Below are 19,133 nucleotides of genomic sequence, written 5' to 3'. Positions count from 1 at the left end.
CTCGCCTGTCCTCAGCGGGTGCCTCCCAGGAGCTGCGAGGAGTCAATCGAGATTCGCCCGGAAAACCGGACATGAAAAATCGCACGACGTGTCGCGGCGGAAGGGCAGGCGGTACCGGCGAGTCGTCGTTGGCCGGCTTTCTCCGCGACGGAGACGCCGACTCCAGGCGTTGAGACGGCTCCTTGCGCTGAAATCCGGGGGCGGTGGAGTGGCCCAGCGCGGGCGATCGCTTGGCGACCTGGCCGGGGGGCTGTAGGTGCTGGCCACGGCGGCTATAACCTCGCGGGCTGCGCCGACGCGGGTGCTGGTGAAGGCCTCGCGGGCCAACGGAGCCGGAGCCGGCGATCCGGGCGGTGCCGGCGGCCGACCCGGGGCACGGTCCGGCACGACCGCTGGGTGCGGCGGCGGGCGCCCGTGTCGCAGTTCGACTGGTCTGCACAGCCTGCGTCAGACCTAGCCGGCGACCGGCGGGTGACTAATCCAGCCCGTAGCCCCTTCCCGTGGGCGCCGGCCACCGTCGGGTCTTGTTACCCTTTGTCTCCTGTGAGCGATCGTGTGACCGCCCGCCCACCCGCCGCTCCCCCCGCCGCGTTCTTCGAGTCCGACCCACCCGCCCCGGGCGAGGGCCGTTGCGAGGCGCCCAGGTGCAGGTGCGGGGGCGTCCAGATCCCCGACGGGGGAGGGTACTTGTGGGTGCCGACCGAGGTGGCGGCGTGCCGCTCCCAACTGCGGACCGTCGCCCAGGTGGCGGCCGCCCGGGCCGACGAGACGGGGGCCGCATACCGGGAGATCGGGCTCCTCATGGCGGGCGTGCCGGCCGACGCGGTCCCCGACCTCGGCCGGCACGCGGGCGGCATCGACCGCGGGCACCTCGCCCCGCTCCTCCTGTGCGAGCGTGCGGCGGCCCGCCGCCGCCTCGACCTCGAGCGTTCGGCGGCCGACGCCCGGCACTGGTGGCAGACGCGCACCGCGCCGTGCGACCCGACCCCGACCGCGGACCAGGCCCGGATGCTCCGGGCCGTCCGCTGGCCGGCCTACGGCCTGTACGCCGCGGCCGGCCTCACCTGGGCGGCGGTGGTCGCCCTCCCGGTCGCCGTCTGGCTGCGAGGCGGGAACCTGTTCGAGCCGATCTGCTTCGGCGTGTTCCCGGCCCTCGCCGGCCTGTTCTTCCTGTTCGCCGGGTTTTGCCTGCGAACCCTCTCCGTCCGCATCGCGGTCCTCGGGGCGTGCGCCATCCTCGTCTTGACGCAGGTCGGGATCCCGCTCGCCGCGTGGGTCGTGTTCGCGCTCTCCCGCCCCGGAGTGTGGGACGCGTTCGACAGCGTCGGCGTCTCGCTCGGCGTCGCGCCCGGGCCCGACCCCGCGGGCGAACGGCCCCGGGGTCGTCAGGACCCCACCCCGATTGCGATCGCGTGTCCCCGCTGCGGCAAGCGGGCGACGGCGCCGGGCGCGGCCGAGGGGAAGACGGCGCAGTGCAAGAAGTGCGGCGAGCGCTACCCGATCTTCCGGGCCGCCGCGCCCCCTTCGGCCCCGCCGAACTGAGACGCCTGGACCGGAGCCCGGCGGCGCGTCAGAATGCGTTCCTCTCCCTTATCGGAGCCCCGATGCGCCCCGTCGCCCTGCTCCGATGCCTCGCCCGCGTCGCTGTCCAAGCCGTCGGGGGCGCCGTCGGCCTCGGCGGGGCCGCCGGGTTGGCGGCGGAGGTCATGCGCGAGTGGGAGCAGCAAGCCGACGCCGCCGGGCGACGCGCCGAGCTCGAACGCCTCGTCCGGATAGCGGCCGACGAGTTCCGGGGCGAGGTCGAGGTGGTCGTCCGGGAGGCCGCGGCCGGCCGCCCGGCCGCGGTCGTCGCCGCCGTCACGGCGTTCCTCTCGCGGTTTCCCGACCACGCCCGCGGGCGACTCCGCCGCCCCGACGACCTGACCGGCACCAGCCTCCCCCCGGGCCTCCGCCTCGACACGCCGGCCGACCTCGCCGCCTTCCTCCCGCCCGTGTCCGCCGCGCCGCCGGCGACCGAGGACGAACCCGACGACGCGGCGCAGGTGGTCATCCGGTACACGGCCGGCCCGGCCGCCGGCCGCGAGGACGTGTTCACCGAGCCGGCGATCCTCCTGTTCGGCCGGGCCGCCGACTGCGACCCGCGGCTCCCGCAGGACGGGTGCGGCCGGGTGTCGCGCCGACACTGCATCCTGGAGGCCAACCCGCCGGACGTGCGCGTCCGCGACCTCGGGAGCAAGCACGGGACGTTCGTGGACGGGCACCTGCTCGGGAAGCGGCCGAAGGGCGCCGACCCGGCCCCGGGGTTCGAGTCCCCGGACCACGCCCTTGCGGACGGCGCCGAGGTCCGGCTGTCGGACCGCGGGGAGGTGGCGTTCACCGTCCGCGTGTCCGCCCCGGCCCGGACCGGGACGTGGTCCTGCGCCCAGTGCAGTCGGGAGGTCGCCGAGGCCGGGGCCGGGCGGCCCGGGGCGTTCGTGTGCGCCGACTGCCGCCGGGAGGCGGGCACGGTCGTCAGCGACGCGGCCGCCGCGGCCCGCGCCGGCGACCCGGAATTGCTCGTCTTGCAGGATTACGAGTTGGGGAAGGAACTCGGGCACGGCGGGATGGGGGCGGTGTACCTGGCCCGGCACGTCACCACCGGCGCCCCCGCCGCAGTCAAGGTGATGCTGCCGAAGGTGGCCGCCGGGGAGAGGGCCGTCGCCCACTTCCGCCGGGAGATCCGCAACACCGCGGCGCTGGACCACCCGAACGTCGTCCGCTGCCTCGGCCACGGGTTCAGTCGGGGGGCGTTCTTCCTGGTCCTGGAGTACTGCGACGGCGGGAGCGTGGACCGGCGGATGGCGAACCGCGGCGGCACGCTCCCGCCCGACGATGCGGTCGGGATTGCGCTGCAGGCGCTCGAGGGGCTGGAGTACGCCCACCACGCCCCGATCCCGTTCGTCCGCCGGTCGGACGGGTCCGAAGGGACGGGCGCGGGGCTGGTCCACCGTGACATCAAGCCGGCGAACCTGTTCCTGGCCGGGGCCGGCGGGACGGTGCGGGTCGGCGACTACGGGCTGGCCAAGGCGTTCGACGACTGCGGGCTGACCGGCGGAACCCGCACCGGGGACTACGCCGGCACCCCGAAGTACATGTGCCGCAAGCAGGTGATCGGGTACAAGACGGCCGGCCCGGAGGTCGACGTGTGGTCGCTGGCCGCCACGCTGTACGCCATGCTCACGGGCCACGCCCCGCGCGACTTCCCGTCCGGGATGGACCCGTGGCTCTGCGTCCTGGAGGACGACCCCGTTCCGGTCCGCCGCCGCAACCCGGCCGTGCCCGCCCGGCTCGCGGAGGTCGTGGACGAGGCGCTGCAGGAGCCGGAGATGCCGTTCCGAACGGCCGCGGCACTTCGTCAGGCGCTCGCGGCCGTGGTGTAGCGACATGCCGACGGAACCACCCCCAACCACCACCGACGCGACCGCCGCCGTCCCGGCCGTGTGGGAGCCGGGGTCGGTCGTCCTCGGGCAGTACCGCGTCGACGCCGTCCACGAGGGCGGCGCGATGGGGCTCGTCTACCGGGTCCACCACCTCGGCTGGGGGATGGACCTGGCGGTAAAGTCCCCGCGGCCGGAGGTACTGGCCCGGGCCGGAGGGGCAGACCGGTTCCGCGACGAGGCCGAGACGTGGGTCCGGCTCGGCCCCAACCCGCATGTCGTCACCTGCTTCTACGTCCGCACCCTGGGCGGCGTCCCGCGCGTGTTCGCAGAGTACGTCGCCGGCGGCACCCTTCACGACTGGGTGGCAGACGGACGGCTCTACGTGGGCGGTCCGGGCGAGGTGCTGGCCCGCGTGCTCGACGTTGCGATCCAGTTCGCCTGGGGTCTCGGGTTCGCCCACGGGACGGGGCTGATCCACCAGGACGTGAAGCCCGGGAACGTCATGATGACCCCGGGCGGCGGCGCCAAGGTCACTGACTTCGGGCTGGCGCGGGCGGCCGGCGGTGGGTACGGCGGCGGCACCCCGGCGTACTACTCGGCCGAGCAGGCCCAGGCCCGCGCTGAGGCGAAGGCCGGCGCCGGGGGCCGCACCCGGCTCACCGCGCAATCCGATCTGTGGTCGTGGGCGGTGAGCGTCCTCGACCTGTTCGCCGGCGGGGTGTCGTGCCGGTATGGCGGGCAGCTGGCCGGCGAGGTGCTGGCCGAGTTCCTGGCGGCCGGCGGGCCGGGCGGGACGGTCCCGCCGATGCCGGCGGGGGTGGCGGAACTTCTCCGCAGGTGCTTCTGCCTCGACCCGGCCGACCGCCCCGCCGGGCTGGACGAGGCGGCCGACGCCTGCCGGACCGAGTACGAGACGGCGACCGGCACCGCCTACCCGCGATCGCGGCCGAACCCGGGGGCGAACCCGGCCGACGGGCTCAACAACCTGGGCGTGTCGCTCCTCGACCTCGGGCGCGGGGCCGACGCCGACGCCGCGTTCGCCGCCGCCCTCCGCGCCGCCCCGCAGCACCCGGAGGCGACGTACAACGCCGTCCTCCGCCGCTGGCGGGCCGGGGCCGCGACCGACACCGACGCCCTCCGCGACATCCGCGGCGTCGCCGGCGGGCCGGGGCGGGAGTGGGTCGGGTCGTACCTCGCCGGATTGGTCCACCTCGAGCGCGGCGACCCGACCGCAGCGGCGACGGAGTTTGAGCGGGCCGCCCACATCGCCCCGGCCGAGGCGGAGGTGCAGGTCGCCCTCGCCGCCGCCCGGAAGGCGGTCGGCACCGGTCGCGGCGACCCGCGGGAGTTCACGGGGCGGGACGGGTTCTCGCTCGGCCCCGACGTGCTGGGTGTGAGCCCCGACGGCCGGTCCGTAGTGTCCGGCGGCGTGTCGGCGATCGACCTGTGGGACGCCGCCACCGGCCGGCACGTCCGGGCGTTCGCGGGGCACGTCGGCGACCGGGAGCGGAGCCCGCCGGTCCTCGGGTCCGCGAACGCCGTCGCGCCGACCGCGGACGGCCGCTACGCCGTGTCCGCCGGCGACGACCGGACGCTGAAGGTGTGGGACCTGGCGACCGGGGCGTGCGTTCGGACGCTGACCGGGCACACCGACTGGGTGCGGGCCGTGGCGGTGACGACGAATGGCCGGTACGCGGTGTCCGGCAGCGGCGGCGACATCCGCCCGAAGGGCGAGCAGGGGGAGGACGCCGTCCGGGTGTTCGACCTGACCACCGGCCGCTGCGTGCGGTTGCTCCGCGGGCACGCCGGAACCGTCCACGCGATCGCCCTCGGGGCTGGGGGGCGTGTCGCCCTTTCCGGGAGCATGGACGGCACGGCCCGGCTGTGGGATCTGCGGGCCGGCTGCTGCACCGCCACCCTGGGCGAGCACCCCGGCGGGGTGAATGCGGTCTGGCTCGACGCTGCCGCCCGAACGGCGGTCACCGCCGGGCAGGACGGGCTGATGCGGGTGTGGGACGTGCCGACCGGGCAGTGCGTCCGGGAGCTGGCCGGCCACGTTCGCGCCGTCCGGGCGCTTGCGTTGACGGCCGACGTCCGGCGGGCGTTGTCCGTCGGGGAGGACGATTACCTGCGGCTGTGGGACGTGCCGGCGGGGCGGTGCCTGTGGTCGCAGGAAGTCCGGTGGGGCTGGCGACAGGGGTCGGTCGCGATCGCCCCGGCGGGCGACACCGGCTTCCACGCCGACGGCCGCGCCGTGACCGCCTGGCGGCTCGACGCCCCCGGCCTCCGGCCGGCCCCGCCGGCGCTGTGCCGGGCGACGACCAGCGAGGTCGTGTCCGCGGCCGAGGCGGAGTTCCGGCGCGACCTGGCCGCCGCCCGCGCCGCGCCGCCGTCCGTCGCCGCGGCACACGTGCGGTCGGCCCGCGACCGGCCCGGGTGCGGCCGGCGGCCGGAGGCGACGGCGGCGTGGGCCGGGCTGTACGCCCAACTCCCGCGCGGGGCGTTCCGCGGGGCGTGGGCCGACGGCGCGTTCCCGGCCCACGCCGGGCCGATCACCGGGCTGCGGCTGGGGCGGGTGACGGACGTCTGCGTGACGGCTGGGGAAGACGGCCGCGTCCGGGTGTGGGACGCCGCGGCCGGCGAGTTCGTCCGCGACCTCACCAATCCGGCCGGGTGGGTCGGGGCACTGGCCCTCGACCCCGACGACCGGTTGGCCGCGTGGGCGGCGGAAGACGACGTGGTGCGGGTGTGGGACGTGACCACTGGGCGACCGGTGCGAGCGCTCCCGACGGGCCGGTCGTGCCGCGCGGTGGCGCTGCTCCCGGGCGGCGCCGTCCTCACGGGGCACGCCGACGGCACCCTCCGCCGCTGGGCCGCCGACGCCGACCAGTGCGTCTGGGAGTGCCAGTCTCACCCCGGGCCGAACCCGATCGTCCATCACCTGGCCGCGGCGCCGGACGGGACCCGGGCGGCAACCTGCGGCTTCGACGCCACCATCCGGGTGTGGGACGCGGCGACCGGGGCGGCGGTCCACGTCCTCCGGCGGCATACCGAGGTCGTCGAGGACTTCGCCTTCACCGCCGACGGGCTCGTGTCGGGGGGCCTCGACAAGTCCCTCAAGTGGTGGGACGCGGAGAGCGGCCGCCGCGTGGCGTCGCTCGACGGGCCGTCGCTGGTCCTCGCCGTCGCGGCGAGCCAGGACGGCCGCGTGGTCGTGTCGGGCGATCACGACCACGCGGTCCGCGTCTGGGAAGCGGCCGGCGGGCGATGCCTGGCGACCCTCGAAGGGCACGCCGGGCCGGTCCGGGCCGTCGCCCTCGACCGGCACGCCCGGTTCGCGCTTTCCGGCGGGGAGGACGGCACCCTCCGCCGCTGGTTCCTCGACTGGGACCTGCCGATTCCCACGGCCCCCGACCCCTTGCCGACGGAGACCTCTCGATGAGCCGCGACCGCGCGAAGATGCTGAACGACGAGGGGATCCGGCTGGCCGGGGGCGGAAACCCGCGGGCCGGGAAGGAGAAGCTCCTGGAGGCGATCCGGGAGGACCCGACGTGGGGCATCCCGTGGAACAACCTCGGCGTCATCTACCGCGACCTAGGCGACCCCGCCGAGGCGCTGCGGTGCCTGCGGAAGGCGATCGAGTTGAACACCTTCGGGGGCGGCCCGTCCCCGCCACCGCCCCCGCCACCGCCGGCGGCCCCGGCGGGCGGGGGGCTGTTCGACAACCTGATGCGCGGGGTGGAGACGGTCGCGGTCCGGTTCGACGTGGACAAGATCGAGAGCGCCGCCTACGGGGCGAAGTGCTGGGAGATCTTCTGGGAGGAGTTCGAGCCGGCCGAGTTGAAGACGGCCGTGCTCCACGACGGCGACTCGATGGCGTCGTTACGTGGTCACGAGAACGTGTTCTGCGTCGCCGTCCAGCGGCTCGACCCGCACCTGTACGACATAGTCGCCGAGGCGCTGGGGCGGAACGCGCGGTTCACCGCGGCCGCCGCGACCCCCCCGTTCGCCCGCGGGGAGGCGGCGCTGGCCGGCCTCCAGTCCGCCGGGAAGATCGACGCGCAGGGGGAGTTGATCGGCGCCGACGCGGTCCTGGCCCGGCAGGGGCTCGGCAAGGTCCGGGTCGCCCGCCGCGCGGCCGCGCCGCCGGTCGCGGCCCCCGCCCGCCGCGACCGCGCCAGGCCGGCCTCCCCGCGGACGAAAGACCTCCCCGCCTTCGACTCCGCGGACAAACTCCTCTCGTACTCCGGCGGCGTGTTCGAGACGCGGGTCAAGTCGCCCGTCACCCCCGAGGAACTGTGCGACGTGGTGGAGCGGTACGCCGACCTCCTCGACGTCCACGTCGAGGAGTACGCCTGCCCGGTGTCGGAGGCGATGCTGTGGGTCGGGCTGTTCCCGAAGGGGGCGAAGGTGGGGAAGGCGTTCGTGGGCATGTTCGCTCACGGCTCGCCCGCAGAGGCGCTGGCCGCCTGCCGGTCCCGGGTCGGGGACGACCCGAAGGAGGTGGCCTCCCTCGCCGCTCTGCTAGGGATCGTCGGCAAGTGGCAGCGGAACTTCGACGGCCACGGCGGGGCAGACCGCGACCCCGCCGCCGCGACCGACCGCGTGGAACCGGCCGACCTGTGGACGCGACTCGACACCCGCCGGGAGGCGCTGGGCATCCCGCTCCCGACCGCGGCGTCCCCGCCGGCCGCGCCCCCGCCCCCTCCGGCCGCGCCACCGATCAGCCCGATCCTCGCCGCCGTGGCCCTGAGCGACGTGCTGGGCGAGCTGAACCGGAAGGCCGAGGCCCGCGCCGCCGCCCCGCCCGCCCCGCCGGCACCCCCCGCCGAGGAGGACCTGGTCCGCTTCAATTGCGCCCGCTGTGGAAAGCGGCTGAAGGCCCCGCGCGCCTGGGGGGGGAAGCCGACCCGGTGCGTGAAGTGCGGGACTCCCACGCGGGTCCCGGGTGGGTGAGGCTCGGCCGACAGGCGGTGGTTCACTCGTGTGACGTCTCGCGGATCGGGGAGGGCGCGATCAAGGACGTGGCGCTGGGTGTCTTGCGCGTGGTGATGAGCGTGGCGGTCACCTGGGGGCTGTTCCTCGGCAGTCCGCGGCCGGACGACGGGATGTGGTGGTGCCTCTTCACCGGACCGCCGCTGGCGGTTTTCGGCGTCTGGATGACGAGGACGGCGTGGCGGGACTGGCGCCGGTCGCCCCGCCCGGCGGCCTCTGGCCGTTCGGCCCTGAACGCCCGGCGGATGGCCGAACTGACTTACCTGGTCGGTGCGGACGGCGGCTTCACGTTTCCGGCTCGGATCCGCGACATCGGGGCCGAGATCGACCGGGAGGGGGGCTTCGACTTCATGCAGGCTTACTACGTCGCCGTTCGCGCGTGCGGCGGCTACTTCTTCCAGGACTTTTGGGACGGGATCGGAAATTGGCGGAAGTAACCGGGCCGCACGGCTCGCGGGCGCCGCGGCTCGGTGCCCGCCGGAGCGACCGGACCCGACCGGTGCCTTCCAACGAGAAACTTGGTGCGGAAGACGCGGCGGTCCGGTTCAGCCTGCGTCGTCTACCAGAACCGCCACCACGGTTTGCGAGGCGCTTCCCAATGGGGGACCTGCACTTTCCATAACTGCACCCGCCGACCGACCGTACTTACAAGTACGGTATCATCGGCCGACAAGCTCATGGCTTCGGGTTCGAAGCACACCGACCGCTCGAACCCCACCTCCCCCGTGGCCGATCGCACCACCTTGACGATCCCGTCGGAATGGCCGAGCAGGATGAACCGTCCGTCGCCGGACGCGGCCAAGTGCCACACGCCGCGGTGCGGGCGGGCGCCGACCTCGAAGTCTCTCAACTCCCGCCAAGCCGAGGCGTCCCACACACCGACGCGGGTGAACCAGTTGGCCGGCTGACCCGGCGGCACGCGCACACCCTTCTCGGCGGTGAAGGCCAGCGGCGCGCGCCTGCTGACGGCGGTAGACATCGTACTGTCGCTGTTCTTACCCGTCAGTACCCTCACCCGCCCCGCGTCCGAGTGCCACAACTCGGCTTGGTTGCGGTCGCTGCCGATCAAGAGCCTTATCCCGTCCGCCGAAAAACCACCGATTTCGAGAGTGGCGCCGCCGTCGTGGTTCGCCAGGGGTGAACCGGCGGCCACGTCCCAGACGATGAGCCGGTGATCCCAGCCGGAGGTGACCAACCGCCGTCCGTCCGGGATGAACGCTGCCGCGGTGACGGCGCGACTATGCCCCCGAAAGAGGGCTCGCTCTCTGCCATCGATCGAGTTCCAGATTCGGACAGTTCCGTCCCCACCCCCCGTGGCGATGGTGCGGCCGTCGGGAGCAAAGGAGACCGTCCAGACATCGTCGGAATGCCCATGAAGTATCGGCCCGGGAGTCGCGGTTGGGATCTCCCAGAGTTCCGTGGTTCCGCTCTTGGTGGCCAGGGCAAGCCACCTGCCGTCCGGCGAGAAGGCCGCGCGGTGTATCTCTGACTCGATCGTGAATTCGCGGATCGCTTCGATCATGGCTCCCCCCGAAGTCGCTCACCGTCATTACCCCAGTGTTTAAGCGGTATTGACCATTACTTCAGTCAAATGTGCAGCACCGGAGTTGGCCGACGCACTCGGGGATAAGACCTCGGCAGCGGCGGTGGGCTACCGATCCTCCAGGTAGCGGAACGCCGTCGTGCCCACCGCTGTCTGCGGCTGATTTTGCTTCACCATACATGCCTCTAAGCCCAAGGACCCTGACAACTTGACGCTCGACACGGACACTTGCACGGACGGCAGCCGCACTTCACCCCTGGAACGTGCCGATCCCGTCCCAGTATTCCTCAAGGATGCGGACATTCCCGCCATAGCTGTTGCAGACTCGGACCATCCGCTCATGCCCCCCATTCTTCCACAGCCATTCGCCAACAATGCCGCACTCTACCGGCGACGACAGCGACGACAGGCGTCTGGCGATCTCGCGGTCGTCTGGGCTGCCCTTGACACAGACCTCATCGGCCACGCGCTGCCGCAGTTTTTCGTGCGCGCCGAGCAGCGCCTCGGCCCGCGGGGAGTTCATCCGGCCGAGGTGATCGACGGCGCGGCGGTAGTGCTTCGTGGCCAGCTCGCGCTCGACCGCCGCCATGTTCCGGTCCAGAACCGCGGCCGCCGCAGCGCGGACGGATTCGTCCGGATCGGACAGGGCTTGCGCGACGACGGCGTAGAGGTCGGGGGCGTAGTCGGACAGCTCTTCGTCGGGGAACGCGGCGAGCGTGCGGGCGCGAATCTCGGGGTCCGTGTGCCGCAACCCGGCGAGCATAAGCGCGGCGTGGACTTCATCGCGCCCAAGGTAGTTTCGCCCGTCGCTCCGCAGCCGCTCGCACGCCGCCCCGAGCGCGGCCGGGAGCAGGCGGGGCGACGCGAGGACCCTCTTCAGGAGTTCGGGGCGCAGCTCGGTGTAGCGGTCATTCTGCGGATTCTGCGGCAGCAGAATGTGCGCGGTGACATCCGGGCCGACGTACTCGTCATCGACCAGCGGCAGTAGCAGCCTGCCCGGGATGCACCCCTCGGCGAGGATGAACCGCTTGGCGTCGGCAGGGTAGGTGGGGTCGCGGAGCAACGCGACGAGTCGGTCAGGGGTGTCTCGCAGGAACGCGACCATCCAGTGGCGGAGGAGCGAATCCGTCTCGGGTGCGATCCGCGCTTGCAGCACGTCGCAGATCTCGGCCGTTAATGGTGAGCGCGTGTCAACACAAGTCAACTTGTGCAGCGCGTCCTTCGCGCGTCTGCGAATCGGCTCGTCGGGGCTGTCGAGCAGCGACCGCACGACCTCGCACAGGGCGTCTTGATCGACCTCGTTAAGCGCGAGCCACGCTCCTTCGCATCGCCAGTTCGGAGTTTCACGCGCCTGTTCGGCGACCTTCGCCCCCAACGCGGCCCGGACGGACGGATCGGTCTGCTTGCGGTACTCGGTGTAGAGTGTGCCGCCGTAGCAATTCCTCACGAATTGCTCGACATCCAGTGGGGGACTCGGCGGCTCAATCGGCTTCGACCGCTTGCGGAAGAAGTCAAAAAATCCCACGCTCGTCTCCTGGTCGGCCGGCGCCGATGGCTCGATGTTTCTGGATACCGCCGAACAACTCGTGCAAGGCGTGGATATTCTTCCCCGCCATGCCCCTCTCTGACCAGGCCATTCACGGTGACGCATCCCGGTCGTAAGCCGTCCGCTGGCAGGGACTTGGCCAAGCCAGGGAGAGGGCGCGCCCATGCTGTTCGGTGGGGTCTTCGAGCGGTTCCTAGAGGAGAGCCCGCTCAGCGTGATGTCCCGGGCGACCATCGAGCACGCCCTCTCGGCCTCGGCCCTCGACGCGCTGTTCGACCGGACCGCCGAGCGCGGGTACACCCGGGAGTTGCTGTTCTCCACGACGGTCGATCTGATGACCCTGGTGGTCGGCGGCAAGGCCCTCCACGTCCAGGCCGCCTACCGGCACCTGCGGGACCGCGTCCCGGTCACCCTCAAGTGCGTCTACGACAAGCTCCGGAACATCGAGACGGGCGTGTCCGCGGGGCTGGTCGCGCACGTGTCGGGCCGGTGCGAGGGGCTGATCACCGCGCTGGGCGGGGGGTGCAAGAGCCTGCTGCCGGGCTACCGGGTGCGGGTCCTCGACGGCAACCACCTGGCCGCCACCCAGCGGCGGCTGGGCGTCACCCGGGGGCACACCGCCGGCCCCTTGCCCGGGCAGAGTTTGGTCGTGCTCGACCCGGCCCTGATGCTGGTCACCGACATCGTCCCGTGCGAGGACGCCCACACCCAGGAGCGGGCGCTGATCGACCAGATTGTGCCGCTGGTGCGGGAGCGGGACGTGTGGGTCGCGGACCGCAACTTCTGCACGGCGGAGTTCCTGTGTGAGGTGGCCGCCCGGCGGGCCTACGTCGTCATCCGACGCCACGGGAACCTGAGCGTCGAGGCCGAAGCCGGGTACGGGGCCGAGGTCGCGACGGACCGGGGCTGGGTGGGCGAGCGGCGGGTCTGGGTCTGCTGGGGTGGGGCGCGGTTGGTGCGCCTGCGGCAGGTGCGGGTGCGGCTGCGGGCGCCGACCGCGGACGGGGACGCGGAGGTGGAGATCCTGACCAACCTGCCGGCGAAGGTGCCGGCCAAGAAGGTGGCCGAGATCTACCTCAAGCGGTGGAAGATCGAGGGGGCCTTCCACGAGTTGACAGTCGCCTTGAACTGTGAGGTGAACACCCTGGGGTACCCCAGGGCCGCGCTGTTCGGGTTCTGCGTGGCGGTGGCCGCGTACAACGTGCTGGCCGTACTGAAGGCGGCCCTGCGGGCGGTGCATGGTGAGAAGAAGGTGCAGGAGGAGGTGTCGGGGTATTACCTGGCGCTGGAGTGGGCGATGGTGTACGCGGGGATGATGATCGCCCTGCCCGCGTCGGAATGGGAGGCGTTCGGTCCGATGCCCAGCCCGGAGTTGGCCGGCCACCTCCGCGAGTGGGCGGGCAAGGTCGACCTTGGGAGGATCAAGAAAGCGCCGCCCCGGAAGCCGACGAGGACGGCGACCCGACGGATCAAGGACAAGAGCCCACATGTTTCCACGGCCCGGTTGCTCGACGAGGGGAAGAAGACCCGTCAGGCGAAAGTCAGCCGGAATCCGTGAGTCTCACACCGTGAATGGCCTGCCCTCTCTGACCTATCCGGAGCCTAACTGGTCGCCCCCCACGCCGCTACCGGATTCCCGTGCCGTTCACCCCCGCGTCCCGCCTCCGCCCGGCAATCCGCGACGAGGTTCGCACCTGGCCCTGTCGCCCGACCCAGATGCTCCCGCCCGACCACCCGGCCCGGGCCGCCTGGACGTTCGCCGATGGGGTAGATCTCGCCCCACTGTACGCCGCCATCCGGCCGGTGGCTCTGCGTCACCCTCGAGGGGGGTCGGCTCCGCCCGCGAGTTGGAGCGCCTCTGCGCCGACCACGCCGCGTACCAGTGGCGGTGCGGCGGCGTCACGTGAACCACCACACCCTCAGCTGATACAGGTGCAGCCCGGGGCGGGGCCGGCCGAGTTGGAGCCGGCGATCCGGGCGGTGCCGGCGGCCGACCCGGGGCGCGGCCCGGCACGACCTCGGGGTGCTGTTGCGGGCGTTGTCGTGCCCCGGGCAAGCGCTTCCAACGACGGGGATAACGTTGACGCGGGCTGAGGGCGAGGCCTGCCCGCCCGAGAGCACCAATACCTCTCCCTCCGGAGCGAATGGTGAAGAGCAGGGCGAGACCGATTCCGGAGCGCGAACGGGCCGACCATGCCGCCATTCCGCGTCACCCTCGTGGTCGCATCCGCCGGGTGGGTCGGTGTGAGTGCGGCCGCGGCCGTCGGCCCCCCGTCTCCCCCACTCTTCTGGGCCGGCTTTACCATCACCCTCGCCCTGGCGACGGCAAACCTGGCCGCCGCCACCGCCCGAGGGACCGGGCCGGTCGCACGGGCGGCCCACGTGGGCCTCGCGCTGGGAGCGTACGCGGCCGCCTTCCCGGCCGCCCACGCCCTCCTCGGCGCCGGCCACTTCGACGCCCCGCCCGGCGCCGGCCCGGGAGCCTGGGCGGCGTTCGCCTTGGCCCACCTCCTCCGCGCCGCCGACGCCCTCGACCTCGTCCGGGACTGGGGGGCGGTCCAGGCCGTCCGCCACACCAGCCCAACGGCCGCCGGACTCCTGGTCGGGTTCCACCTCATCGCCGGGGCGTTCGTGGTCGACGCGATCGGCCGGGCCGCCGGCCGCGCCCGCCGAACTTTCGTCGGCGACATGCCGCGGACGATGGCGGTCGTCCTCCTCGCCGTGTTCGCCCGTCTCGGGCTGGCAGCATGCGTGGCCGTCTTGCTGGGCATGGCCATCGGCCAACTCCAGAACTCGGGGATCCGGGTGTTCGACTGGCGGGCGGTGCCGCTGGCGGCTGCAGCGGCGGTCGCGTGCCTCGGACTGCTCCGGCTCGCCACCCGGCTGCGCGACCGCTCCATGGTGGGGCCGGCGGACCCGGGGGACGCGTTGGGGGAACTCGGGGCCGACGCCGGCCGGCCGCTGGCCCGGGCCGGGGCGGTCGTCCTCGCCCCGGCGTCGGTCGCTTTGCTGGTCGCACTGGTGTCGATCACCGGGCTGGCGGCGAACGAGATCGGGACGGCGGGGATGGCGTGGTGGGCGGTGGACCAGGCCCTTCGGGGGGCGGACTTCGCCGACGTGATGCAACTGTTCGACCTCCGGGTCACCGCCGGACCGGCCCTCCCGGCCGCGGTGCTCCCCGCGGTGTGCCTCCGGGCCGCGGGGTCGGCGGTCGTCGGGGTCGCCGTCCACCGGCTGTGGCGGCTGGCCCGGCCGGCCCCGGTCCCGACGAGGTGAGACCTGCGTCCGGGCAGCCGTGGTCGCCACCAGGGCGACGTACGAGGGCACCGCGGAAGCGATGGTGCCGGGGAACCGCACTCGAGCCGCCGTGACGGCAATGACACGGTTTCGGGGGGCGAAACTGCCGGTCGCAGTGTTCCGGGGGCGGTGGCCCCACAAGCGGCGCTGATGCAGGTGCTGGTGAAGGCCGGGGCGGGGCCGGTCGCTCCGTCGGTGGCGACCCGGGCGGTGCCGGCAGCCGACCCGGGGCACGGCCCCGCCCGGCACAACCTCGAGGTGCTGCTGCGGGCGACCGGGCGGTGGCCCGTGGACGGCGACCCAGCCGTCTAATGAACCGATTCGGCCAACTCACTGCGCCAAATGCCCGATGCGACGTCGCGGTCGAGTCAGGCGGGCGCCGCGGGGGACTACCCCGGCGCTTTATCCTCCGGCTCGTCCTCTACCTCGGGGCCGGGTAGTGCGAGCTCCCGTGGCGGCGTGTCGTGGAAAATCTCCAGCTTGCCCCTCCTGACCTCGATCAGCATGGACTTCAGGTCACTGATGATCTGGTACGCGTACGGCCGAACCTTGGTCGTCAGCTTGTTACAGATCCGACGGGCCACGTCCTTGGTACTCGCCGTGGTGATGCGGATGTTCGCCAGGAGGTAACAGCCCATATGAATCCCCAAGAAGTGCCGCCGGTCGGTCGGCCGGAACTTCTTGAGGAGGTCCTCCACGGCCGGGAGTTGGCCGACCTCGATCAGCCCGACGAGGGCCCAGAAGAGGGCCGTCTCGTTGACCGCCTGCTCCTCGTCCGTTTGCGGCTTTGCCTCCAACAGGGAAGCGGCCAGGTCGGCCATCAGGTGGGACGCGACCGCGTCCCGGGCGTGCAGGTAGTAGCCGAGGTAGACCATCAACTCGGGGAACCGCTTCTCCGGGTCGCCGCCGCCTTGCGCGATGAACCGGTCCTTGACCTCGGCCAGCGTGCGCAGGACCCACCGGAACGAGACGAGCTTGTCGTCCACCTTCGACAGGTAGCACGCCTGGGTGGCCAGGCCGACGGCGGTCGCCGCGGTGTACACCCCAACCGGGTCGGCCGTCGGGATGCGCCCGAGCAGACCGTTGATCGAGTCGCACTTGTCCGGATTCTCGCCGAAGTAGAACACGATCGCCTTCGTCCACCACGGCTGGGAGACGAGCCCGGTCAGGTGCTCGGCCGACGGGATCGCCCGCCCGGCGAAGAACTCCTGCAGCAGCATGTGGCGGAACTCGATGTCCTCCCCCACGATCCGCAAGAGGCCCGACCGGTAGACGATCTCGTGGAACAGGACCTCCACGTCCGCCCGGTGGTCCCGGCTCGCCAACTCCCGCTCGAACAGGGCGCGGCACTCGGCGACCGGGATCGAGATGTCGCCCCGCGTGTGCATGAGGTAGGCGAGCGACCGCAGCAGGAAGTCTTTGATGGGGGCGTGGATCTGCTGCGCCAGCCCCTTCTGCTTGTCCCACCGGCCGAGCATCATCTCGGTGTACTTCTTGAACAGCTCGGTGATGTTCGCGGGGATGTCCTGCCGGTTGTAGTCCGAGATCGCGACGAAGATGGTCACCAGAAGCGGGTTGAGCTCGACCCCGTGGACGTCCCGGATCCGCCGCAGCGTCTCGTTCATGTCCACCGCCGGGAGCGACTTGTCCCGGACGATCGTCGTGACCAGCCGCTCGGCCTGCTCCATGCTGAACGAGCTGATCTGGTAGGTGGTAAACCCGGTTAGCTCGCTGGTTTCCTTGACGAACGGCGTCCGCCGGGAGGTGATCACCACCAAACAGGTCGGGTGGGTCTGGTGGAACTCCTTGACCTTCCGGATCACCCCGGCCCGGCCCTCGTCGCTGGACACCTCGTCGAGCGCGTCGAGGAGGATCGCGACGAGCCCGGCGGCCAGGTCGGTCGCGTTGAAGCTCGCGCCGCGGTCGGGGGTGAGCCGCGCGGTCGCGTCCGCCGCCTGCTCGATCAGCCGGTGCGGCGACTTCTCCACCTCCGTACACCGCATCATCACGGGGACCATCGACGCCGACTCGTCCTTGAGGGCCTTGGTCGCGACCGAGTAGGCCAGCCGCCGGAGCGAGGTGGACTTCCCGCTGCCGGCGTCGCCGGTGATCATGACGAGTTTGGGCTTCCCCTTGAGGACGCCGTAGATCGGGATCTCCTCGAGGTCGGGGACGGTTTCGGTGTCCCGCCCGACCTTCTTCTCAACGGTCGTCATCCGGTTCAGGTAGAGCTGGACGAACGACTCGTCCGTGATCGGGCACACGGCCAGCCCCGCGTCGGACTGCTCGACGATCGACACCGTCTCGCTCTGCCGCGCGAGCTCCTCCTTGAGCCGCTGGTAGTAGGGGAACTTGTCGGCCTCGATGCCGTACCAGTACTCCGGGTAGTATTCGTCCAGCCCGTTGATGACCTCGTCGGCCCCCATGAAGGCCAGCCGGGTGTCGTTGATCTCGGCCTGGATGTGCTCCCGCGCGGCCTTGTTGATTTTCCCGCTCGCGCACAGGATCACGCAGTCGGGTTTCCGCTTCTCGCGGGGCATGACGAGGCTGACGCTCGTCTCGAGGGCGGTGCGGAGCTGCGCCTGCGCCTCGGTCACGTTCTCCGTGGCCTTCCGGGTCATGTTGATCGGCCCGCGCTTCGTCTGGACCGCGTACATGATCCGCTTGCGGATCGGGTCGGCCTTGAAGAAGACACAGTCCTTGCCTTCTTCGTCGGGTCCGCACAGATCGCGACCGTCCTCGAGCCCCATGCGGAGCATGAGCGGCCGCACGACGAGGTCGCGGAACTGATCCTCGGTCAGTTGGAGGAGGACACGTTCCTTCTTGAACCGTGAAATGGCCTGGGCGTCGAGGTGAGCCTTACTGGGGTGGGAAGCCTGTCCCATGTCGTTGCGCCCCCGCGAAAGGGAGGCGCCGCCCCGGTAGCCCGGGGGCCTACCCGCCCCAGGGCAATAGTAGCCCGGTACGAGAAGGAATCTACCCTGCGGACTCGAGGCCGCGCGGAGCTGTCGCACGTATGGGTGAGTCACGACATCAGCTCTCGCCCAAGTGGCCATGTGACGAAGTCCGCGCGGCGATGATCAGCTTCCCGACGGGTGTAAGCCGATCCTCCAACCCGGCAAGCACGACCGGGTCCGGCCCATCGCCGTCGTACACCACTGTCGTTACCCGCCCGTCCGCGTTGAAGTGAACGCCCGGCGGCAGGTCGTCGGCCATGCCGCAGCCGACCGGGACGGCGACGACGAGGTCGAGGCGGCCGGGCGGCGACAGGCCCCTGACGGCCTGCGATAGCCGCCCCGTCGGAATAGTTGTCGCGGACCGTCGCTCATCTATGCTAGCGGCACGACATTCGGAGTTTGTCATGACCGAAGCTGCCGCGACTCCCACGACGGCTGTGGCGTCGCTCACTTTTCCAGAGATCGTGGCCCGGGTCATCAAGACCGCACAACAGCCGGTCGCAATCGCTGACATCAAGAAAACGCTGAAGGCCCAGGGAGTCGCGATCGGCGGGAAGAAGGGGCACTCCGACTCGGACATCGAGGCGGCCGTGACCGCCGAGGTGGGCGGAGGCACCGCCTTCGCCCACCCCGCGACCTCGGCCAAGGGGAAACCCCGGTTCTGGCACACCCGGCCGAAGACGGCGGCGGAGGTCGTCGCCGACGCGCTCCGCGAAAAGGTCCGGCTCCTCGGGACCGACGAGGTGGTGACGGATAAGCAACTCGGGCGCCCCGGCGGCAAGAAGGCGACCCCCGAGGCGACGGCCGCGTTCGACGGGCTGCTCGCCGAGATGCAGGCGACCGGGCAATTGTTCCGCCGCGGGAAGGGGTACGCCCGGACCGCGCCGCCACCGCCGAAGTGGTACGAGACCGACCCGGGCAAGAAGCCGTTCGACGCACTCGTGAAGGCCGCCCAGAAGGTCACCGCCCTCGGGGTCGCTCCGCTCGACGACTTATTCACGATCCTCAGGAGCAAGCTCGAGTCGGCCCCCACACCACGTCCCGCCCCGGTGGTCACGGCGGCACCTCCCGCCCCGGTAACCCCGCCCCCGGCGCCGGCCGTCGATCTGCCGGCGGTGCTGAAACTCGCCTACGAGCACCTGTGCCTGTTCGTCGAGTTCCGCGACCGCCTCGTCGAGCTCCCGCGGCTGTACCACGAGGCGGCGAAGCGCCTGCCGGGACTGACGGTCGAGGATTTCCACCACGAGTTGTGGCGGCTGAGCGAGGCGCGGGCGGTCCAACTGCACGTGCTCAACGAGGTTCGCGGGGCGAGCGAGCCGCACCTCGCCATCCACCGGAACGACCGGCTGTACTACTTCGTCCGCTGGAACTGAGCC

13 protein-coding genes are annotated in these 19,133 nt (G+C 72.0%); 9 read left to right on the top strand and 4 right to left on the bottom strand.

Annotated features, from left to right (window positions below; translation table 11 throughout):
- Positions 1-693 precede the first annotated feature (693 nt).
- The 5 genes from ETAA1_RS28455 (at position 694) to ETAA1_RS28435 (ending at position 8,851) form a co-directional block, all read left to right on the top strand.
- Positions 694-1,542, top strand: coding sequence for a hypothetical protein (locus ETAA1_RS28455; protein ID WP_145244003.1), 849 nt, complete (start codon positions 694-696; stop codon positions 1,540-1,542).
- A gap of 62 nt (positions 1,543-1,604) precedes the next feature.
- On the top strand, positions 1,605-3,419 hold the full coding sequence (locus ETAA1_RS33620) for a protein kinase domain-containing protein (RefSeq protein WP_145244002.1): 1,815 nt from the start codon (positions 1,605-1,607) through the stop codon (positions 3,417-3,419).
- A gap of 4 nt (positions 3,420-3,423) precedes the next feature.
- Positions 3,424-6,861, top strand: a complete 3,438-nt coding sequence (locus tag ETAA1_RS28445) for a WD40 repeat domain-containing serine/threonine-protein kinase (RefSeq protein WP_145244001.1) — start codon at positions 3,424-3,426, stop codon at positions 6,859-6,861.
- A complete protein-coding gene (locus ETAA1_RS28440) occupies positions 6,858-8,375 on the top strand; it encodes a tetratricopeptide repeat protein (RefSeq protein WP_202920480.1) in 1,518 nt (505 codons plus the stop codon). Before ETAA1_RS28445 ends, ETAA1_RS28440 begins: the two co-directional genes overlap by 4 nt.
- A gap of 17 nt (positions 8,376-8,392) precedes the next feature.
- The gene (locus ETAA1_RS28435; protein ID WP_145243999.1) at positions 8,393-8,851 is read left to right on the top strand and encodes a hypothetical protein; all 459 of its coding nucleotides are present in this window, start codon (positions 8,393-8,395) and stop codon (positions 8,849-8,851) included.
- 122 nt (positions 8,852-8,973) lie between these two features.
- Here the strand turns inward: ETAA1_RS28435 and ETAA1_RS28430 are convergent, their stop codons facing one another.
- Together ETAA1_RS28430 and ETAA1_RS28425 are read right to left on the bottom strand one after the other, a co-directional pair.
- Positions 8,974-9,936 (bottom strand): WD40 repeat domain-containing protein, encoded by a 963-nt coding sequence (locus ETAA1_RS28430; protein ID WP_145243998.1) that lies wholly within the window; start codon positions 9,934-9,936, stop codon positions 8,974-8,976.
- Between the two features lie 271 nt (positions 9,937-10,207).
- Positions 10,208-11,482 (bottom strand): HEAT repeat domain-containing protein, encoded by a 1,275-nt coding sequence (locus ETAA1_RS28425; RefSeq protein ID WP_145243997.1) that lies wholly within the window; start codon positions 11,480-11,482, stop codon positions 10,208-10,210.
- Between the two features lie 184 nt (positions 11,483-11,666).
- Between ETAA1_RS28425 and ETAA1_RS28420 the strand changes: the two genes are divergently transcribed.
- The 3 genes from ETAA1_RS28420 (at position 11,667) to ETAA1_RS28410 (ending at position 15,112) form a co-directional block, all read left to right on the top strand.
- Positions 11,667-13,061: a transposase gene (locus tag ETAA1_RS28420; protein WP_145233609.1), complete on the top strand. Its 1,395-nt coding sequence runs from the start codon at positions 11,667-11,669 to the stop codon at positions 13,059-13,061.
- Positions 13,062-13,696: 635 nt separating this feature from the next.
- On the top strand, positions 13,697-14,779 hold the full coding sequence (locus ETAA1_RS28415; protein ID WP_145243996.1) for a hypothetical protein: 1,083 nt from the start codon (positions 13,697-13,699) through the stop codon (positions 14,777-14,779).
- Between the two features lie 150 nt (positions 14,780-14,929).
- Complete coding sequence (locus ETAA1_RS28410) at positions 14,930-15,112, top strand: hypothetical protein (RefSeq protein WP_145243995.1); 183 nt, start codon at positions 14,930-14,932, stop codon at positions 15,110-15,112.
- A 77-nt stretch (positions 15,113-15,189) separates the two neighbouring features.
- On the opposite strand, the gene ETAA1_RS28405 is transcribed toward ETAA1_RS28410, so the two are convergent.
- The gene (locus ETAA1_RS28405) at positions 15,190-17,685 is read right to left on the bottom strand and encodes an NACHT domain-containing protein (RefSeq protein WP_202920479.1); all 2,496 of its coding nucleotides are present in this window, start codon (positions 17,683-17,685) and stop codon (positions 15,190-15,192) included.
- 148 nt (positions 17,686-17,833) lie between these two features.
- Positions 17,834-18,016 carry a hypothetical protein gene (locus ETAA1_RS28400; protein ID WP_145243993.1) on the bottom strand — a complete coding sequence of 61 codons (183 nt, stop codon included), beginning with the start codon at positions 18,014-18,016 and terminating at the stop codon, positions 17,834-17,836.
- Positions 18,017-18,161: 145 nt separating this feature from the next.
- Here ETAA1_RS28400 and ETAA1_RS28395 point away from each other — a divergent pair, with 145 nt between their 5' ends.
- Positions 18,162-19,130: a hypothetical protein gene (locus ETAA1_RS28395; protein WP_145243992.1), complete on the top strand. Its 969-nt coding sequence runs from the start codon at positions 18,162-18,164 to the stop codon at positions 19,128-19,130.
- Positions 19,131-19,133 lie beyond the last annotated feature (3 nt).

Source organism: Urbifossiella limnaea (assembly GCF_007747215.1).
GTDB classification, from domain to species: domain Bacteria; phylum Planctomycetota; class Planctomycetia; order Gemmatales; family Gemmataceae; genus Urbifossiella; species Urbifossiella limnaea.
This window is presented reverse-complemented; position numbering and strand designations above follow the sequence as displayed.